Raw genomic sequence first — 14,774 nt, forward strand, 5'->3', positions numbered from 1 at the left:
CAGATCAGAATTCTCGACGGAATCCGATCAGAATCGTCCGGCCAAGTCCGGCAATGGAATATCCGCGAAGGGCGGTTGCTGCCGGGTTTTCATAGCTGGTATCCAGAATATTCTCGATGCCAAGCCGCGCCGTTCCGCCCATCACCGGGTAATTGGCCGACAGGTTGAAAACCAGACTTGGTTTGATTGTCTCGTCTTTGATACGGTTACGTTGGGCGGTATATGTGCCATCAAACCGAACATTCAGATCATCCCAGACATAACTGTCGACATAGCCCGTGAACCGGAAGGGCGATGGAATGCGGTTGTTGGGCAGCCAGCTTTCCAGATCGCCGTCTTTATCTTTGTCATATTTTCCTTCAACATAAGACGCCAAAGCCCCGACATAGGTATTTTCGGTCAGATCATATTCTGCACTCAGCTCCGCACCGATGATGCGTTCTTTTTCCTGACTGAGCGCATTGGTCGCAGGGTCAAAATTGTTACCGTGTTCGTTGGTACTCATATATACCGCCCCAGACGTCCGGAAATTACGCGTGTCATAACTTGCGGCAAGTTCATATGTCTTGACCTTGGATGCTTCGACATCGATCTGCGAGAAATTCAGTGGTACCCCTTGGGTCCCGGCACGACGGGTGTAGGCACCAACATCGGGAACGGCAAAACCTTCGCTATAGCTCAGTGATGTATCAAACTGATCGGTCCAGTGAACCACCGCAGATGCGTTATAGGTAACGGCATCATAGGTCGTGCTGCCGCCGGTAAATTGCGCTGCAGGGAAATAGGCACTCGCGACGCCACCGACATAGCGCATATAGTTAGGCCGCAGGAAATCATCGACCGTCAGATCATATGTCTCATAACGAACGCCGCCAGAAACATCGACAAAACGCGTGATCGGCGCACTTAATTGGGCAAAAACCGCCTTGCCGTCCTGATCCATTGGTGCGCCGATGTCGCGTCCACTAACGGTGCGATACTTGATCTCATCAAATGTCAGATCCCCACCCCAGCTAAGTGTCAGTCCGTCATACAAATCGTCAATTCCGGTATCGGTTGAAAGTTTGACCCCATATTTCTGCGCATCAATAACCGACTGTCCCAGCGGATCCTCAACAGCGGGGCTGCCCGGTAATGCGACCAGTGCAAAATTATAGGTCGCATCATACTGTGCCCGCGACGCCTGCTTGTAGGTGTCATTGTAAAAAAGTTTAAGATCGCCACGGCCCAAAGCCCCCAGATCAAACTCGTATCCAGCAGTCAAATATTCGCTTTCTTCCTCAAGCGGCTGCCCGTCATATGGGGCCAAAAAATTCACTGCCGCAGGATTGGCCCGCACGTCGGGATAGTAATCCGGCTTCTGACTGAACCGGACGATTTCGGTCGAAAGCGAAACCCGGTGTCCTTCAAGAAAACCATAGCCGAGCTTGCCAAACAGGTTCAGATTCTCGGCATTGTCAAAACTACCCTGCCCCATCATCGGGTCGGACGGCATTTGTTTCCCATAGCCGCTATACTGGTTTTCGGATGTTGATCCGGTAACACTTGCAGCATAGTCGAATTTCCCCACGCCACCGCTGCCGGAAAGCGTAAGCGACGGCGCAAGGCTGTCACCGATATCCTGAGTGAATGCTTTTACATGGGTATCGACAACAAAGATGTTCCCCCCCGGTGTCCCGGTCTTGGTTACGATATTGACCGTCGCCCCGGTTGCACCCTCTCCGTTCAGGGCGCTTGAACCCGGAATAACTTCGATGCTTTCGATCAGTTCCGGATCAATCATTGACAGAATGCGGCTGGAATTACGTAGCGGCGTATTGCGACCAATCCCGTCAACAAGCACCTGTATGTCGCGCCCTCGGAAAGTTTCCGTGCTGCTGGTCAGGGTTTGCGCATCGAACATAAAGCCGGGAACAGCATCCCGCAAAAGGGTCGAAAGACTGTTGGACTTTGCGAGCTGCGCCTCAATCTGGTCGCGGCCAATTACCACCACTGACGGAGACATGCTTTTTATTGAGCGTTTCGAACGACTTGCCGAAACCACAATATCCTGCAGGATGATCTCGCCACTATCCGACTTTGCCGCCGGAATGATTTTTACGCTGTCAGCCCCGATAAACTCAAAATCATATCCGCTACCTGCCAGCAGGGTTCGCAATGCTTCCGTCGCGGTTACATCCCCTGCAAACGGCGTTGCAACCACCCCTGCAAGATCGCCCTGTACAATCAACTGCAAACCAAACTCGGTCGCCAGTTGATCAAGTGCCGCGCGAAGATCTTGCGTTTCAATGCGGATTGTATGGACCGTATTAGCGTCCTGTGCCTGCACCATTCCGGTACTGCAGATCATCAGGACAGACACAAGTGCGCTTGTTCCAAGCAGGCGCATCATCGCGCTTCGTTCGTGTTTCAAGATCATTCCCCCCATATCTGAAAGATAATAATGCAAATCACTATTACCCTCATGACGAATGGCTCGCGGGAATGAGGAGGTCATTTTGTTTATTTTTTTGAAATCAGATGAAAACCACCCGGATAGGCTTTATTTTCAAGGTCATAGGTTGCCATCAGAGCATTCATCGCACTGTGGGGTTTTGCCAGATCGAAATTTCCGGTAACGAAAATATCGCCCATACGCGGATCAAGGATAAAGTTCTGCCCCGGCAAAAGCGGCGAAATCCGTGCGATCAATTCCTCAAGCGACATCTCGTTAACCATCCAGCGACCAGTCCGCCATCTGGCAATGCGATCCACATCGCGCGTTCCATAACGCATGTCACCCGTTGGCACCTGCCACGCGGCACGCCCGGCGGAAAGCTTTGCCAAACGTATGTTGCCGTCACTCTGGCGCAGATCGACCAAACCTTCGCTGACTTCCACCCGGGCGAGCCCCCCCCATTTCGAAGCCACAAAGGCGGTGCCGACGGCCTGGGCGGTAATATCATTCAGACGAACCCGTAAAGGCCGGGATTTGTCAGGAGCAACTTCAATATAAATGCCACCTTCAAGAACCGTAATATCGCGCCCGGTATCATCATATTTGACCGCAAGCCGTGTTCCCGGTTCCATCCAGACCCGTGAACCATCTGTCAGTTCGTGAATTTCGCGGACCGCACTGGCATCGTTGGCCGCGATCAGATCCGGATCGCGACGAAGCCCACCCAGCACAAACAGACCGACGAGGACCAATCCGATAGCTGCCGCCAGCTTCGGCCGAAACCGGCGTTTGCCGGATTGCATTCCCGGCAATCGCCCCTGCCTGCCTTCAAGTGCGCCAAGACGTTCAAGATCGGCGCGGATGCCGTCAAGATCGACGGGTTGTCTTTCAGTATTTTCCTGCGCTACTCGCGGACTATCCGTTACGGCCATTTCCATGCTGCGCCATGTCTGGCGTGCCCGCATCAAAAGCCGCACATTGCCTGAATTTTCAGCCTGCCAGTTCTCAAAAGCCGTCTGCTCACATCGATCCAGATCCCCCTGGTCAAGGCGGATTGCCCAAAAATCGGCAATGTCTTCATTGCTTTGGCAGTCGTCGGGATAGCGAAACTCTGTCATGGCAATGGCGGGATCCGGCAATTGATCGAATAGCTTGATATGTAAAAGACGAATGGCAATGCACAAAGAGGATATTCAGTTTTCATATCGCGCCAGCACCGTTCGACAATGTTTAAGAGCATGACGCAAGTGTTTTTCGACCATATTGCGACTGATGCCAAGGGTTTCTGCGGCCTCCGCCGGGCTGAGATGGTCGCGCTTGCACAGCAGGAAAGCATCCCGGCAGCGCGGCGGCAATCCATCAATCGCCCGACCGACAATAGCGATACGTTGCCGGTCTGCACTTATTTGTTCTGGTGTCACACTATCCCCGATTGCATCGGGTATATCGGCAAGGTCGGCGGGATCGGTAAAATCAAGCGGATTTCGATTGCGACGGCGCAGCGTATCAATCGCCAGATTGGTTGCCATTCGCATCAGATAGGCAGGCGGATTGTCAACTTCGCGCGGGTCGACGGCACGTTTGCGAAGTTGGATATAAAGGTCTTGCAACACATCATGGCTTTCCTCGCCAGCGGGCAGATATTTCTGCACCTGACGCAACAGGCGCCCGTGGTATTGTTGATATATCCCATCCCAGAAACGGTCCCTGACCGTCATGTCTCTCACCGGCTTAGTCAGCAATGATAACGGTTATCATTTTCATCAATGCTTATACAGCGCACGGTTTCAGGGTCAATCCCAAAAGCAAAAGGCCCGCTTGCGCAGACCTTTGACTTTAAAGTGAGCAGTGATTTGATCAGTCTTCAAAGTGACCTTTGGCAGCAAAACCACCGCCCTGATAGATCACAGCCGGGTCGTGACGGTCTTCGACCGGGAGGGCTGCCTCGATTTCTGCGCGGAAGATCTCGGAACTATCCTGCGGCTGCCAGCCGATCAGTTCGGCATGATCGTTGCTCCACCATTTGGTGCGGTTGTTCGAAACCCCATACATCACCAGATGGCCGGTCATCGGTGCATCAAACACTGCCTTCATCAGGGAAATGAAGTCACGCGGGCTCATCCAGGTCGACAACATCCGGCGATCACGTGGCTTTTCAAAACATGACCCGATACGAAGCGAGACGGTTTCAACATCGAACTTGTCGAAATAGTAACTCGCCAAGGCCTCGCCGTAGCATTTGGTGACGCCATACAGACTGTCAGGGCGCAGTTCGGATTTGTCATCAAGCTTGGTCGTGCGCTTGTGGAACCCGATGGCGTGGTTCGAACTGGCAAACAGGATGCGTGGCTTGCCGTTTTTGCGGGCACCTTCATACAGGTTATAGGTGCCAAGGAAATTGGCCTGCAGCAGGTCATCAAATGCGGCTTCCACCGAAATCCCGCCCAGATGAATGATCCCGTCGCAATCCTTGGTCAATTCATGGACAGCCGAACGATCCGAAAGATCGCACGGCACAACTTCCTCGCCCGGACCAGCCGGCTCCATCGGGGCGATATCCGAAAGGCGCAGCACATCGGCATAGCCTTTAAGCCCCTCGCGCAGGATTTTCCCAAGGTTGCCAGCAGCACCGGTAATCAGCAAACGTTTCATTGTCTTCCTCTTTGAAGTCATCTTGACCCGCGATCAGCCACCACCAAACACAAGGTTCGGCAACGTCAGCGAAATCGCAGGCACATAGGTTGTCAGCATAAGCGCCGTCAGGATCGCCAGATAAAACGGCCAGATCGTCATGACGGCCTTTTCAATCTTCACCCCGCCAATCGCACAACCGACAAACAGGCAGGAACCCACCGGCGGCGTACAAAGGCCAAGGCCCAAATTCATCATCAAAACCATGCCAAACTGGATCGGATCCATGCCAAATTGGGTCGCCAGCGGCAGGAAGATCGGCGTACAGATCAGGATCAATGCCGCCATATCCATGATCATGCCCGCCACCAGCAACATAAGATTGATCAGCAACAGAACCATGATCGGATTATCGGTGATCGATGTAATCGCATGGGCCAGTGCATCGGGCACCTGATAGAAGGCCAGCATATAGCCATAGGCCGATGCACACCCGACCAGCAACATGACAAGAGCCGTCGTTTTAGCCGATTGCTTGACCGCAGCAACAAAGCCCGCCCAATTGAGTTCACGATAAACAATCCCGGTAATGATCAACGCATAAGCCACGCCAATCGCACCGGATTCTGTCACGGTAAAGATACCGCTCAGAACGCCGCCGACGATAATGACCGCCGTGAAAAATCCGGGGATGGCACGAATGGCCGTAACCCCGACAACGCGCCATCCCGGAAACGGAACCGACGGGTAACCGTGTTTTATCGCTACCAGCCACGTGGCAAGCCCAAGCAACAGACACATGATGATACCCGGCACCAGACCGGCCATGAACAGCTTGGAAATCGAAATCCCGCCACCGGCCGCGACAGCATACAGGATCATGTTATGGCTAGGCGGGATCATGATACCCGCAATCGAAGAGGTCACCGTGACGTTGACCGCATAATCCGCACGGTAGCCTTCCTTTTTCATCACCGGAATAAGGATCGAGCCAAGCGCGGAGGTATCGGCAACAGCAGACCCGGAAATGCCGCCAAACAGCATCGATGAAAATACGTTTACAATGCCAAGTCCGCCACGGCGGCTGCCGACAAGGGCGGTTGCGAACTGCACCAGCCGGTTGGCGATCCCGCCATGCAGCATCAGTTCACCGGCAAAGATAAAGAACGGAATGGCCAGAAGCGAAAAGGCACTGATCCCCGAACCGATGCGCTGAAATGCGATCAGGGTTGGCAGACCTTCGAAGAAGAAAGTCGCAAGGGCAGCAACGCCAAGTGCAAGGGCAACGGGCATACCAATGACAATGCCAATGGCAAACAGGCCCAAAAGAATGGTCATGCCCATTTATTCGGTGTCCTTATCAAGCAATTCGTCACTGTAAAAACGGCTTTGTGCGATGGTGTTCCAGCCACTGAGGATTTTAAGGATATGGACAACGCTGTAAAAAGCGATGCCTGCCCCGCAAACCATCATCGGGATCGACCGCATGCCATCGGGGATGTGAATGATCGGCATTTTCTTGGCCCAGTTAAATACAACAAGATCATACCCGCCGATAAACATGTAATAACCAAACACTACCATTGCGGCATAGCTGATCAGTGCCATGACCGCCGCCGCCTTGGGCGGCAATGCATCGCGGAAAAACGATACCGAAAGATGGCTGTTGTCGCGAATACAGGCAGCCGCAACCGGAAAGGTTATCAGAACGATCAGGATAAGAGAAAGCTGCTCGACCCAGGTCGGGGTTTCATTGAGCACATAGCGCCCGAAAACCAGCCAGGCAAAAGCGGGAATAAGCGCTACCAGCGCAATTCCGCCGATCAGATTAAGGATTTTGGCAAGTCTGCCACCCAAACGGTCAAGCATCCCGGTGAGTTGAGAAAACATTCGCACGCCGCCAGAAATGGATTAACAAAAAAGACTGGATACAAGCGTAAAGAAGGGCGGCGAGAATGTCGCCGCCCTTCCATGGCTTGATCATTTATTTCTGGGCGTCCTGGATCGCCTTGACCAGACCGGCCAGATCCGGGTTGGCTTTGATGAAGTTGTCATAGACAGGCTTCATCGCATCCTGGAACGCGGCCTTGTCAGCGATTTCGTTCACTTCGATACCGGCAGCAACAACTTTCTCTTTGGACTGTTCTGCACGTTCTGCCCAGGCAGCGCGCTGAACCTTGACCGACTCATCGGCTGCTTCCTGAAGGATTTTCTTTTCGTCATCCGACAGACCGTCATACAGCGCCTTGTTGACGCACAGGCATTCCGGAAGGATCAGGTGCTGGGTCACGGAATAGTATTTCGCCGCTTCGAAATGGCCCGAGCTGTCATAAGACGGATAGTTATTTTCCGCACCGTCGATCACACCGGTTTTCAGCGACTGGTAAACTTCGCCATACGGCATCGGGGTTGCGTTACCGCCTAGGGCACCAACCATCTGCACATACAGATCGTTGCTCATCACGCGAAATTTAAGCCCCTTGAGGTCCTCTGGCGTGTTGATCGGGTGCTTGGTGTTATAGAAGGAACGCGCACCTGAATCGTACCAGCCAAGTGCCTGAAGGCCCGCATTTGCAAGGCCGTCTGCGATCTGCTGACCTGCCGGACCATCCATGACGTCATGCATGGCATCGACGTTTTTAAAGATGAAAGGCAGCGAGACAACGTTGGCCTCGGGTGCGACTTCACCCAACGGACCAAGGTTGAAAACAGCCCAGTCCAGACCGCCAAGGCGAACCTGCTGGATGGCATCGGGCTGATCGCCCAGAACGCCGCCGTGATAAACCTTGGCTTCAAGGTTTCCACCGGATTTTTCATTGATCAGGCGGGCGAATTCTTCCATCCCGGTCGAAACAGGATAGTCTGCCGGATGGATATTCCAGCCGCGCCATTCACGTGCTTGCGCACCGGCAACAAAAGCAACCGACATTGCCGCTGCGGCAAGTGTCAGCGTCGTGGTTTTCATAAACTTGTTCATTGATATTCCTCCCGTGACTTTATGTCGTTTAACGTTAAAGTCTTGTTTTCCCTGATGGGACCAGTTGTTGTCAGAAAACCTTACATCTTGTTACTTGTAACAACAAGTAATGGTTTTTCTGACAACCGAATTTTGCGCGCTATTTGCTTTTGCAGCGTCGCAGAGGTAGTCCCGGCAGAAGCCACCTGCCGGTTCGTACAGCTTAGGCGACCTTCAATACGTCCTCGCCGAACGCCTTGCAGATAACTTCAGCCAGCATGTCATGTTCTTCTGCACTCAGATCAGTAAGCGGGCTGCGCACCGGGCCGGTATCGCGCCCGATAACCCGCATGCCGGCCTTGACGATTGATACGGCATAACCTGTGCCGCGATCACGGACCGCCAGATACGGATAGAAGAATTCGGTCAGGATGCGGTTCATCGTTGCATCGTCGTCATTCGTCAACGCGTCATAGAATTCCAGCGCCTGCTTGGGCAGAAAGTTGAATATTGCCGACGAATAGGTGGTCACACCCGCCGCCTTATAAGCCTTGGCAAAAACTTCGGCCGTCGGCATGCCACCGATATAGGAAAGACGATCGCCCATCGTAACACAAACGCGCGTGACCAGTTCGATATCGCCGTGACCATCCTTGAAACCGACAAGGTTCGGGCATTCATCACACAATTTAGAAAGCGTTTCGGCAGACAGGATCGCATTGTCGCGGTTGTAAACAATCACACCAATCTTGACCGCATTGCAGACCGCCTTGACGCGTTCATACATACCTTCCTGCTTGGCACCGATCAGATATTGCGGCAGCAAAAGCAGGCCATCGGCACCGGCTTTTTCGCATTCACGGGCCAGTTCGACGGCCATGGCGGTGCCATAACCGCAACCAGCAATGATCGGGGTATCACCAGCAACTTCTTTCGCGACACGGACGGTTTCAACAACTTCCGCCGGGGTCAGCGAGAAAAATTCACCCGTACCACCAGCCGCAAACAGTGCCGCTGCCGGATACTGGGCCAGCCAGGCAACATGCGTACGGTAGGTATTCATATCCAGAGAACCATCCGCCCTGAACGGAGTGACCGGGAAAGACAGAAGACCGGCACCAATTGCCGTTTTCAGATCCTGATAATGCATAAAACGTCCTTCAATTCACAAGTCAGCGACATAATCTATGATGATTCTATAAATTCATCATATCATTGTGTCAATCATATTACTTATCGACTTTAGTCTGGGTGTAAAACCGCCACTTTCCGGGATTATTCACCGTTATCGCCTTTATCGAAAATCATCATACAAACGCGGCCTACATCAAAAAGAGACGACTCCCGGAAATTGATATGATGACTTCATCCAAATGCTCCGCTAGGCTGCTGAGAACGCCACGAAAAACATTCCAAAAACAGAAGGATAGGCACAGGGAATGACCGACATCACCAAGGCAAGCCGAATTCTGGCCGATGCTTTCACCCAAAACATCCTGATCGATCCCCTGCCCGACGGTGCCAACCCGACCGACTTCGAAACGGCGTACAAGGTTCAGCAGGCAACCCTTGCCCTGACAGGTGCGAAACAAACCGGCTGGAAGCTCTCGGTGGCAACACGTGCCGCACAGGCGGGGCTTGGGCTTGACGGGCCGTTGATCGGGCCACTGCTTGATGGCCGGATCATTGCCGACGGAGCCACCATCACCACAAATGATGTCCATTTCCCGAATATCGAGGCCGAGATTGCCGTGGTCATGGCGAGCACTCCTGGTGCCAATGCTACCGCCAAAGCGATCCTTGATCACATCAAAAGCGTGCATCTGGCGATAGAGATCGCAGATCGCCGGTTTACCAAAAAACAGGGACCGGTCTCGACATTGGCCGATTTGAATTCCACCGGCTATCTGGTACTTGGCCCGGAAATTGCCGATTGGCGCGATATGGCGTTTCTGAATGGCCCGGTAGAAACACGGTCCGATGACAAGGTTCTGGCGCAAAACAGCGACCCCGCCGCATGGCCTGATCCGTTTGGCGGATTGGCCTATCTGGTGCGGTTCCTCACCAAACGCGGTCAGCACTTAAAAGCAGGCGATGTCATCACCACCGGGGCCTGCGCCCCGCCGACCTTGACCAAACATGGCCGTATCGAAGCGATTTTTGAAGGTGTCGGCACCGTGCGCACCGAAATCAAAACCGCCTGAAAACGTACAGAAAATGGCAAAGGGGCCTTGCGCTGCAAACCGCACGGCCCTTTTGTTTTCAGTATCTATACATCTTCGCGGAACCGGTTGACCGGCACCCCCGCGACATCGACACGCAGCATGACAAGTTTGCCCGCATCGGGGAATTCGGCGCGGTTATCAGCCGGGTAATTTTCCATGTGACTGGTGACATAAAGCGTTTTCATATCCACCCCGCCAAAGCACGGCATGGTCGGATTTGGCATCGGCATATCAATTGATAGCAACAAGGTACCATCAGGGGCAAAACGGTTCAGTTTGCCCGCCGAAACGCCTGCACTCCAATAACAGCCTTCCATATCAACCGCCGCACCATCCGGGCGTCCGACCGTGTCGTTAAGGTCAAGGAAAAGCTCGCAATTACTGATCGCGCCGGTCTTGGCATCAAAATCCCAGCGATTGACCCAAGGCCCACGAGAATCCGAATGATACATAATGCGACCATCGGGCGACCATGCCAGACCGTTGGAAATCTTGATCCCGCCGACCTTGTGTTCGACTTCCCCCGATCCGGTCACGCGATAAAGCGATGCCACAGGCTGCTTGTCGGCATTCTGATCCATGGTGCCGACCCAGAATGCCCCGTCCGGGCCGATTTTGCCGTCGTTAGTGCGGCTCATGTCATTATCGCCTTCGACCGCGGCAAGCTTTTCGCGCACCCCGGTTTTCGGATCAAACAGGATAATGTCACTTTTCAGCGCCACGACCAGACGCCCCTGATCGGTCAGACCGAAACAGCCGACTTCGCTTTCAAATGACCAGCTATGGCGCTGCCCGGTTTCGATATCAAGCGCATGGATTTTCTGACCGATGATATCGGCCCAGTAAAGGCGGTTATTGTCGCCGTCCCAGTTCGGGCATTCGCCCAGTTCAAACCGTTCCTCCAGCAGAATGCGGGGCTGCTGTGCGGCTGAAATATCACCTGACATGATCCGTTCCTGTATTCTTTCCGACGCAATTCGTCATATGACTTGTGTGCAGGCGCACAGGGGCACTTGTCAACAAATTTGCGTGGAAACTTTACAGGATGTTCTGTGCGTGGAAGTGGCGACGTTACATATCACGCGCATGGTCGGTTACCCGCTGGCGGGCTTGATGCAGGTGATAGCGCATCAGCAATTCCGCGCTTTCGCCGTCCTGTCCACGGATCGCGTCATAAATCTGACGATGTTCCAAAAGAACCTTTTTTACCCTTTCGGCCGATCCGGTGCGCGTGATGTTCAAGGCGACATTCATGGTTTTGGCAATCACGCCATGTAGGGACGTCAGCATGGTGACAAAGATATCATTGCCGCTGGCGCGTGCGATTGACATGTGGAATTCAAAATCCGCCTGATCGGCTATATCACCGGCTGCAATACCTTCTTCAAGCATCTTAAGCGCACGTTCGATGTCGCGATGATGACGCAGTGTGGCGCGTTCGGCGGCCATGCGCGCGGTTGCCCCCTCGATCGCAATGCGGGCTTCAAAACAGCGCAGTAACCCGGCCACATCATTGATCCCGCCAAACTCGATCAACCCTTGTGGTGGTCGTTTCTTGACGAATGATCCAACGCCCTGTCGGGCATAGACCAACCCGTCAGACTGCAATTTGCGCAGGGCTTCGCGCACCACGGGTCGCGACACACCAAAGGATGCACATATTTCATTTTCAGAGGGCAGCTTGGCCCCTTCGGACAGATTGCCCGATACAATCTGCTCAAGTATCTGCCCGTAAAGCTGATCCGCAAGCTTTTCACGCTTCTGGATTTTAAGTTGCAAGCCGGTCATTTCCCCAATCCCCGTCAACTTGTCATCTTGTCATTCTTACTTGTAAGTTTTATCGGCAAATACTTGCAGGGTAAAGGGGAAGCAATCAGTCGACGAGTGAATAATCGCGCCTGCCAATCTGCTCTTCATCCTGATCGACAAGACCATGACCCGATCCGGTCAAAAGGCTTGGCGTCAGCGTCATGACACCCGAAAGCGTATCGTTATAGCCAAGCACCCTGACATCGCCGAATTCCTTGAATTCCGGACGGTTATGAACGTTTGGTACATGCGACACCGGCTCGACACAGAATGTCTGACCGTTTTCCGGGATATAGAATTGCAGATTCGACAAAGTGTCACTGGTTTCCAGAAGCAGGCTTAACTGCCGGTCTGCCCAGACCATTTCCGCCTGTTTGTTCCAGCCGATATAATGAACATCAAGCCCCTTGTGATGGCGGATCATCTTGCCATCGGCAAAGTCACGCCCAAGATCAATCACCGTTCGCGTGGTCGGCAATTTTCCCTCATCCGTGCTAAAACAGTCGGTCGCAACAAACTGCACCCATGCGTTTTCGCCGCCGGGGAACCATGGATGCAACCCGATCCCGTATGGCATCGGGTCCTTGCCAAGATGGCGCACACCGATTTCGATTGAAATGGTATCGTTTGCGACCTTGATCTGCTGCCAGGCGACATAACAAAAACCGGTCTGCGGATCATCATGTTTGTGATTGAACCGGATGGTATCAACCGTTGGACGTTCGATCTCCCAGATACTTGAAATACCAAATCCGTGAATGGCATGCGGATCCGGTGCACGGTTGGCTGGGACATTGATGGTTTTGCCATCGAATTCGAACTGGGCATAACCCAGCCGGTTGGCAAAGGGTACCATCGGAAAACATCCAAGATGCGAAGGATTGCCAGATGTCAGGGAATACTCGTCAACCGGACGCAACAGGTTGATCACCCCGTTACCATCGGGACGCACCCAGTCGATGCGCGAAATGGCCCCGCCGCGGGGCACAATTCCGACCCTGAACGGGCCACTGTTCCAGCGATATTCCGGTTCGGCCGATTTGGCCATTTTCCTTGCCTCATCACTATATCAAAATCATATGATGACTTTCCGTCACCAACATCGTAGGACTATTTCAGGATGTTAGATTCATCACTATTAACATCCGGTTCCGATCATAGCGGATTTGCAGAGCAAGAAAATGAGCAACAACTCCGCGCAGAACGCGCCACGAAAAGTTTCGCTAACCGAAAAGGTCATTGCAAGCCTGCGTCACGAAATTGAAAGCGGCATGCGCACGCCCGGCAGCAAACTTCCGACCGAGCCGGTTTTGACCGAACAGTTCGGCGTCAGCCGCACGGTGGTCCGCGAAGCCATTGCAGCCCTTAAGGCCGATGGCCTGCTCGAACCGCGCCAAGGAGCAGGCGTGTTTGTGCTGGCTCCCAGTCCGCGCAAACTAGGCAGTACGATCTTTGCCGTCGATTCCGCGCAGATTTCCGATGTCCTGGAAATTCTTGAACTGCGCATGGCCGTCGAGATCGAGGCCGCCGGTCTTGCCTGTGCACGAAGCTCTGCCGCCCAGCAGGCCAAAATATACGAAGCCCTGCAGGAAATGACCGACTGCTTTGAACGCGGCAATCCGACCGAAAAGGCCGATTTCGAATTCCATCGCGCGATTGCCGATGCGACCAATAACCGGCGTTATGTCGAGTTTCTCGAACATCTGGGCGATAAAACCATCCCGCGCGCGCAATTGCGCCGCCGCCCTCCCGAGGTCGAAGACCAGAAAAACTATATGCAGAAAATTCTGGCCGAACACCATCGCATCTTTGATGCGATTGCATCGCGTGATGCCGAAACGGCCCGTACCGCAATGCGCGAACATCTCAGCCAAAGTCAGGCCCGCTATCAAAGCCTGCTGCGGCAGCGCTAGGCAGACTCTAGCTCTGCTCGATCAGGGTGACGATATCACGCATGTCATCGAAAACAATATCGGCCCCGGCGTCATAAAGCCGGGTCGATGCATCTTCACGCTGCCCGGCATAATGCCCGCCCCCGATATAACCGATGCAGGTCATGCCTGCTGCCACGGCGGCCTTCACCCCGGCAATCGAATCCTCGATCACGATTGCCTGATCCGGACGAAACCCCATTTTATCAGCGGCATATAAAAACAGATCCGGTGCCGGTTTACCCTTCAGGACGAAATCGGCGCTGTAAATATCGCTTCCGAACCAATGGCCCAGTCCCGTCACCTTCATTGTCCGTTCAAGCCGCTGCACCGAACTGCTAGATGAAATGCAAAACGCGATCTTGCGTTTTTTAAGCGCGGCAAGGACCGTATCGATTGCGTCTGTTTTACGAAGTTCAACGTCATAGCGGGCAAACAGGCGCTCATAAAAGAACGACTTGAATTCGAGGGCGATGTCGCGTCCGGTTTCAAGGCGGATATGTTCGATCGGGGCGGCACTTGATCGCCCGGTAAAGCGTGCTGCAACTTCTGCCAGACTTAGCGGTGCACCGTAATGATCAAGCACATCGACAAGTGTCGCCAAGGAGATCGGTTCGCTGTCGACCAGGACACCGTCACAATCAAAAAGAACGACACCCTTACCGGTCATGATCGGTGCCAGTGTCTGGGTACGGGCGTTATCTTGGACATTTCCGGGGGCCATGTTGAACCTGGCTTCATTGGGTTTGATGACAAAAGCCTATACAAATGCGAATATCACCGTC

14 protein-coding genes are annotated in these 14,774 nt (G+C 53.5%); 2 read left to right on the top strand and 12 right to left on the bottom strand.

What is annotated here, in order from left to right:
- Positions 1 to 4: 4 nt before the first annotated feature.
- From P8T57_RS00310 to kdgD, 8 genes are all read right to left on the bottom strand, one after another.
- Entirely contained in the window at positions 5 to 2,419 is a 2,415-nt protein-coding gene (locus P8T57_RS00310) for a TonB-dependent receptor (RefSeq protein WP_341364230.1), read from the bottom strand.
- Between the two features lie 83 nt (positions 2,420 to 2,502).
- Positions 2,503 to 3,555, bottom strand: a complete 1,053-nt coding sequence (locus tag P8T57_RS00315; protein ID WP_341364231.1) for a FecR domain-containing protein — start codon at positions 3,553 to 3,555, stop codon at positions 2,503 to 2,505.
- Positions 3,556 to 3,630: 75 nt separating this feature from the next.
- Positions 3,631 to 4,155, bottom strand: coding sequence for a sigma-70 family RNA polymerase sigma factor (locus tag P8T57_RS00320; RefSeq protein ID WP_063094605.1), 525 nt, complete (start codon positions 4,153 to 4,155; stop codon positions 3,631 to 3,633).
- A 139-nt stretch (positions 4,156 to 4,294) separates the two neighbouring features.
- Entirely contained in the window at positions 4,295 to 5,089 is a 795-nt protein-coding gene (locus P8T57_RS00325; protein WP_341364232.1) for an NAD(P)-dependent oxidoreductase, read from the bottom strand.
- 33 nt (positions 5,090 to 5,122) lie between these two features.
- Positions 5,123 to 6,412 (bottom strand): TRAP transporter large permease, encoded by a 1,290-nt coding sequence (locus P8T57_RS00330; protein WP_007091572.1) that lies wholly within the window; start codon positions 6,410 to 6,412, stop codon positions 5,123 to 5,125.
- Positions 6,413 to 6,958 (bottom strand): TRAP transporter small permease, encoded by a 546-nt coding sequence (locus tag P8T57_RS00335; protein WP_007091573.1) that lies wholly within the window; start codon positions 6,956 to 6,958, stop codon positions 6,413 to 6,415. It abuts the gene before it with no gap.
- A gap of 94 nt (positions 6,959 to 7,052) precedes the next feature.
- Positions 7,053 to 8,045 (bottom strand): TRAP transporter substrate-binding protein, encoded by a 993-nt coding sequence (locus P8T57_RS00340; RefSeq protein ID WP_007091574.1) that lies wholly within the window; start codon positions 8,043 to 8,045, stop codon positions 7,053 to 7,055.
- 202 nt (positions 8,046 to 8,247) lie between these two features.
- On the bottom strand, positions 8,248 to 9,174 hold the full coding sequence (gene kdgD / locus P8T57_RS00345) for a 5-dehydro-4-deoxyglucarate dehydratase (protein ID WP_341364233.1): 927 nt from the start codon (positions 9,172 to 9,174) through the stop codon (positions 8,248 to 8,250).
- A gap of 289 nt (positions 9,175 to 9,463) precedes the next feature.
- Between kdgD and P8T57_RS00350 the strand changes: the two genes are divergently transcribed.
- Positions 9,464 to 10,228 carry a fumarylacetoacetate hydrolase family protein gene (locus P8T57_RS00350; protein ID WP_341364234.1) on the top strand — a complete coding sequence of 255 codons (765 nt, stop codon included), beginning with the start codon at positions 9,464 to 9,466 and terminating at the stop codon, positions 10,226 to 10,228.
- Between the two features lie 65 nt (positions 10,229 to 10,293).
- On the opposite strand, the gene P8T57_RS00355 is transcribed toward P8T57_RS00350, so the two are convergent.
- The 3 genes from P8T57_RS00355 to P8T57_RS00365 all read right to left on the bottom strand — a co-directional run bounded on the left by P8T57_RS00355 (position 10,294) and on the right by P8T57_RS00365 (position 13,106).
- Positions 10,294 to 11,196 (bottom strand): SMP-30/gluconolactonase/LRE family protein, encoded by a 903-nt coding sequence (locus P8T57_RS00355; protein ID WP_341364235.1) that lies wholly within the window; start codon positions 11,194 to 11,196, stop codon positions 10,294 to 10,296.
- Positions 11,197 to 11,320: 124 nt separating this feature from the next.
- Entirely contained in the window at positions 11,321 to 12,037 is a 717-nt protein-coding gene (locus P8T57_RS00360; RefSeq protein ID WP_007091578.1) for a FadR/GntR family transcriptional regulator, read from the bottom strand.
- An 85-nt stretch (positions 12,038 to 12,122) separates the two neighbouring features.
- Positions 12,123 to 13,106 carry an aldose 1-epimerase gene (locus tag P8T57_RS00365; protein WP_341364236.1) on the bottom strand — a complete coding sequence of 328 codons (984 nt, stop codon included), beginning with the start codon at positions 13,104 to 13,106 and terminating at the stop codon, positions 12,123 to 12,125.
- Between the two features lie 133 nt (positions 13,107 to 13,239).
- On the opposite strand from P8T57_RS00365, the gene P8T57_RS00370 reads away from it, so the two are divergent.
- The gene (locus tag P8T57_RS00370; RefSeq protein WP_037988586.1) at positions 13,240 to 13,971 is read left to right on the top strand and encodes a FadR/GntR family transcriptional regulator; all 732 of its coding nucleotides are present in this window, start codon (positions 13,240 to 13,242) and stop codon (positions 13,969 to 13,971) included.
- A 7-nt stretch (positions 13,972 to 13,978) separates the two neighbouring features.
- On the opposite strand, the gene P8T57_RS00375 is transcribed toward P8T57_RS00370, so the two are convergent.
- Positions 13,979 to 14,713, bottom strand: coding sequence for an HAD family phosphatase (locus P8T57_RS00375; RefSeq protein WP_341364237.1), 735 nt, complete (start codon positions 14,711 to 14,713; stop codon positions 13,979 to 13,981).
- Positions 14,714 to 14,774 lie beyond the last annotated feature (61 nt).

Origin of the sequence: Thalassospira sp. SN3W, assembly GCF_038070535.1 — a bacterium.
Taxonomy (GTDB): domain Bacteria; phylum Pseudomonadota; class Alphaproteobacteria; order Rhodospirillales; family Thalassospiraceae; genus Thalassospira; species Thalassospira xiamenensis.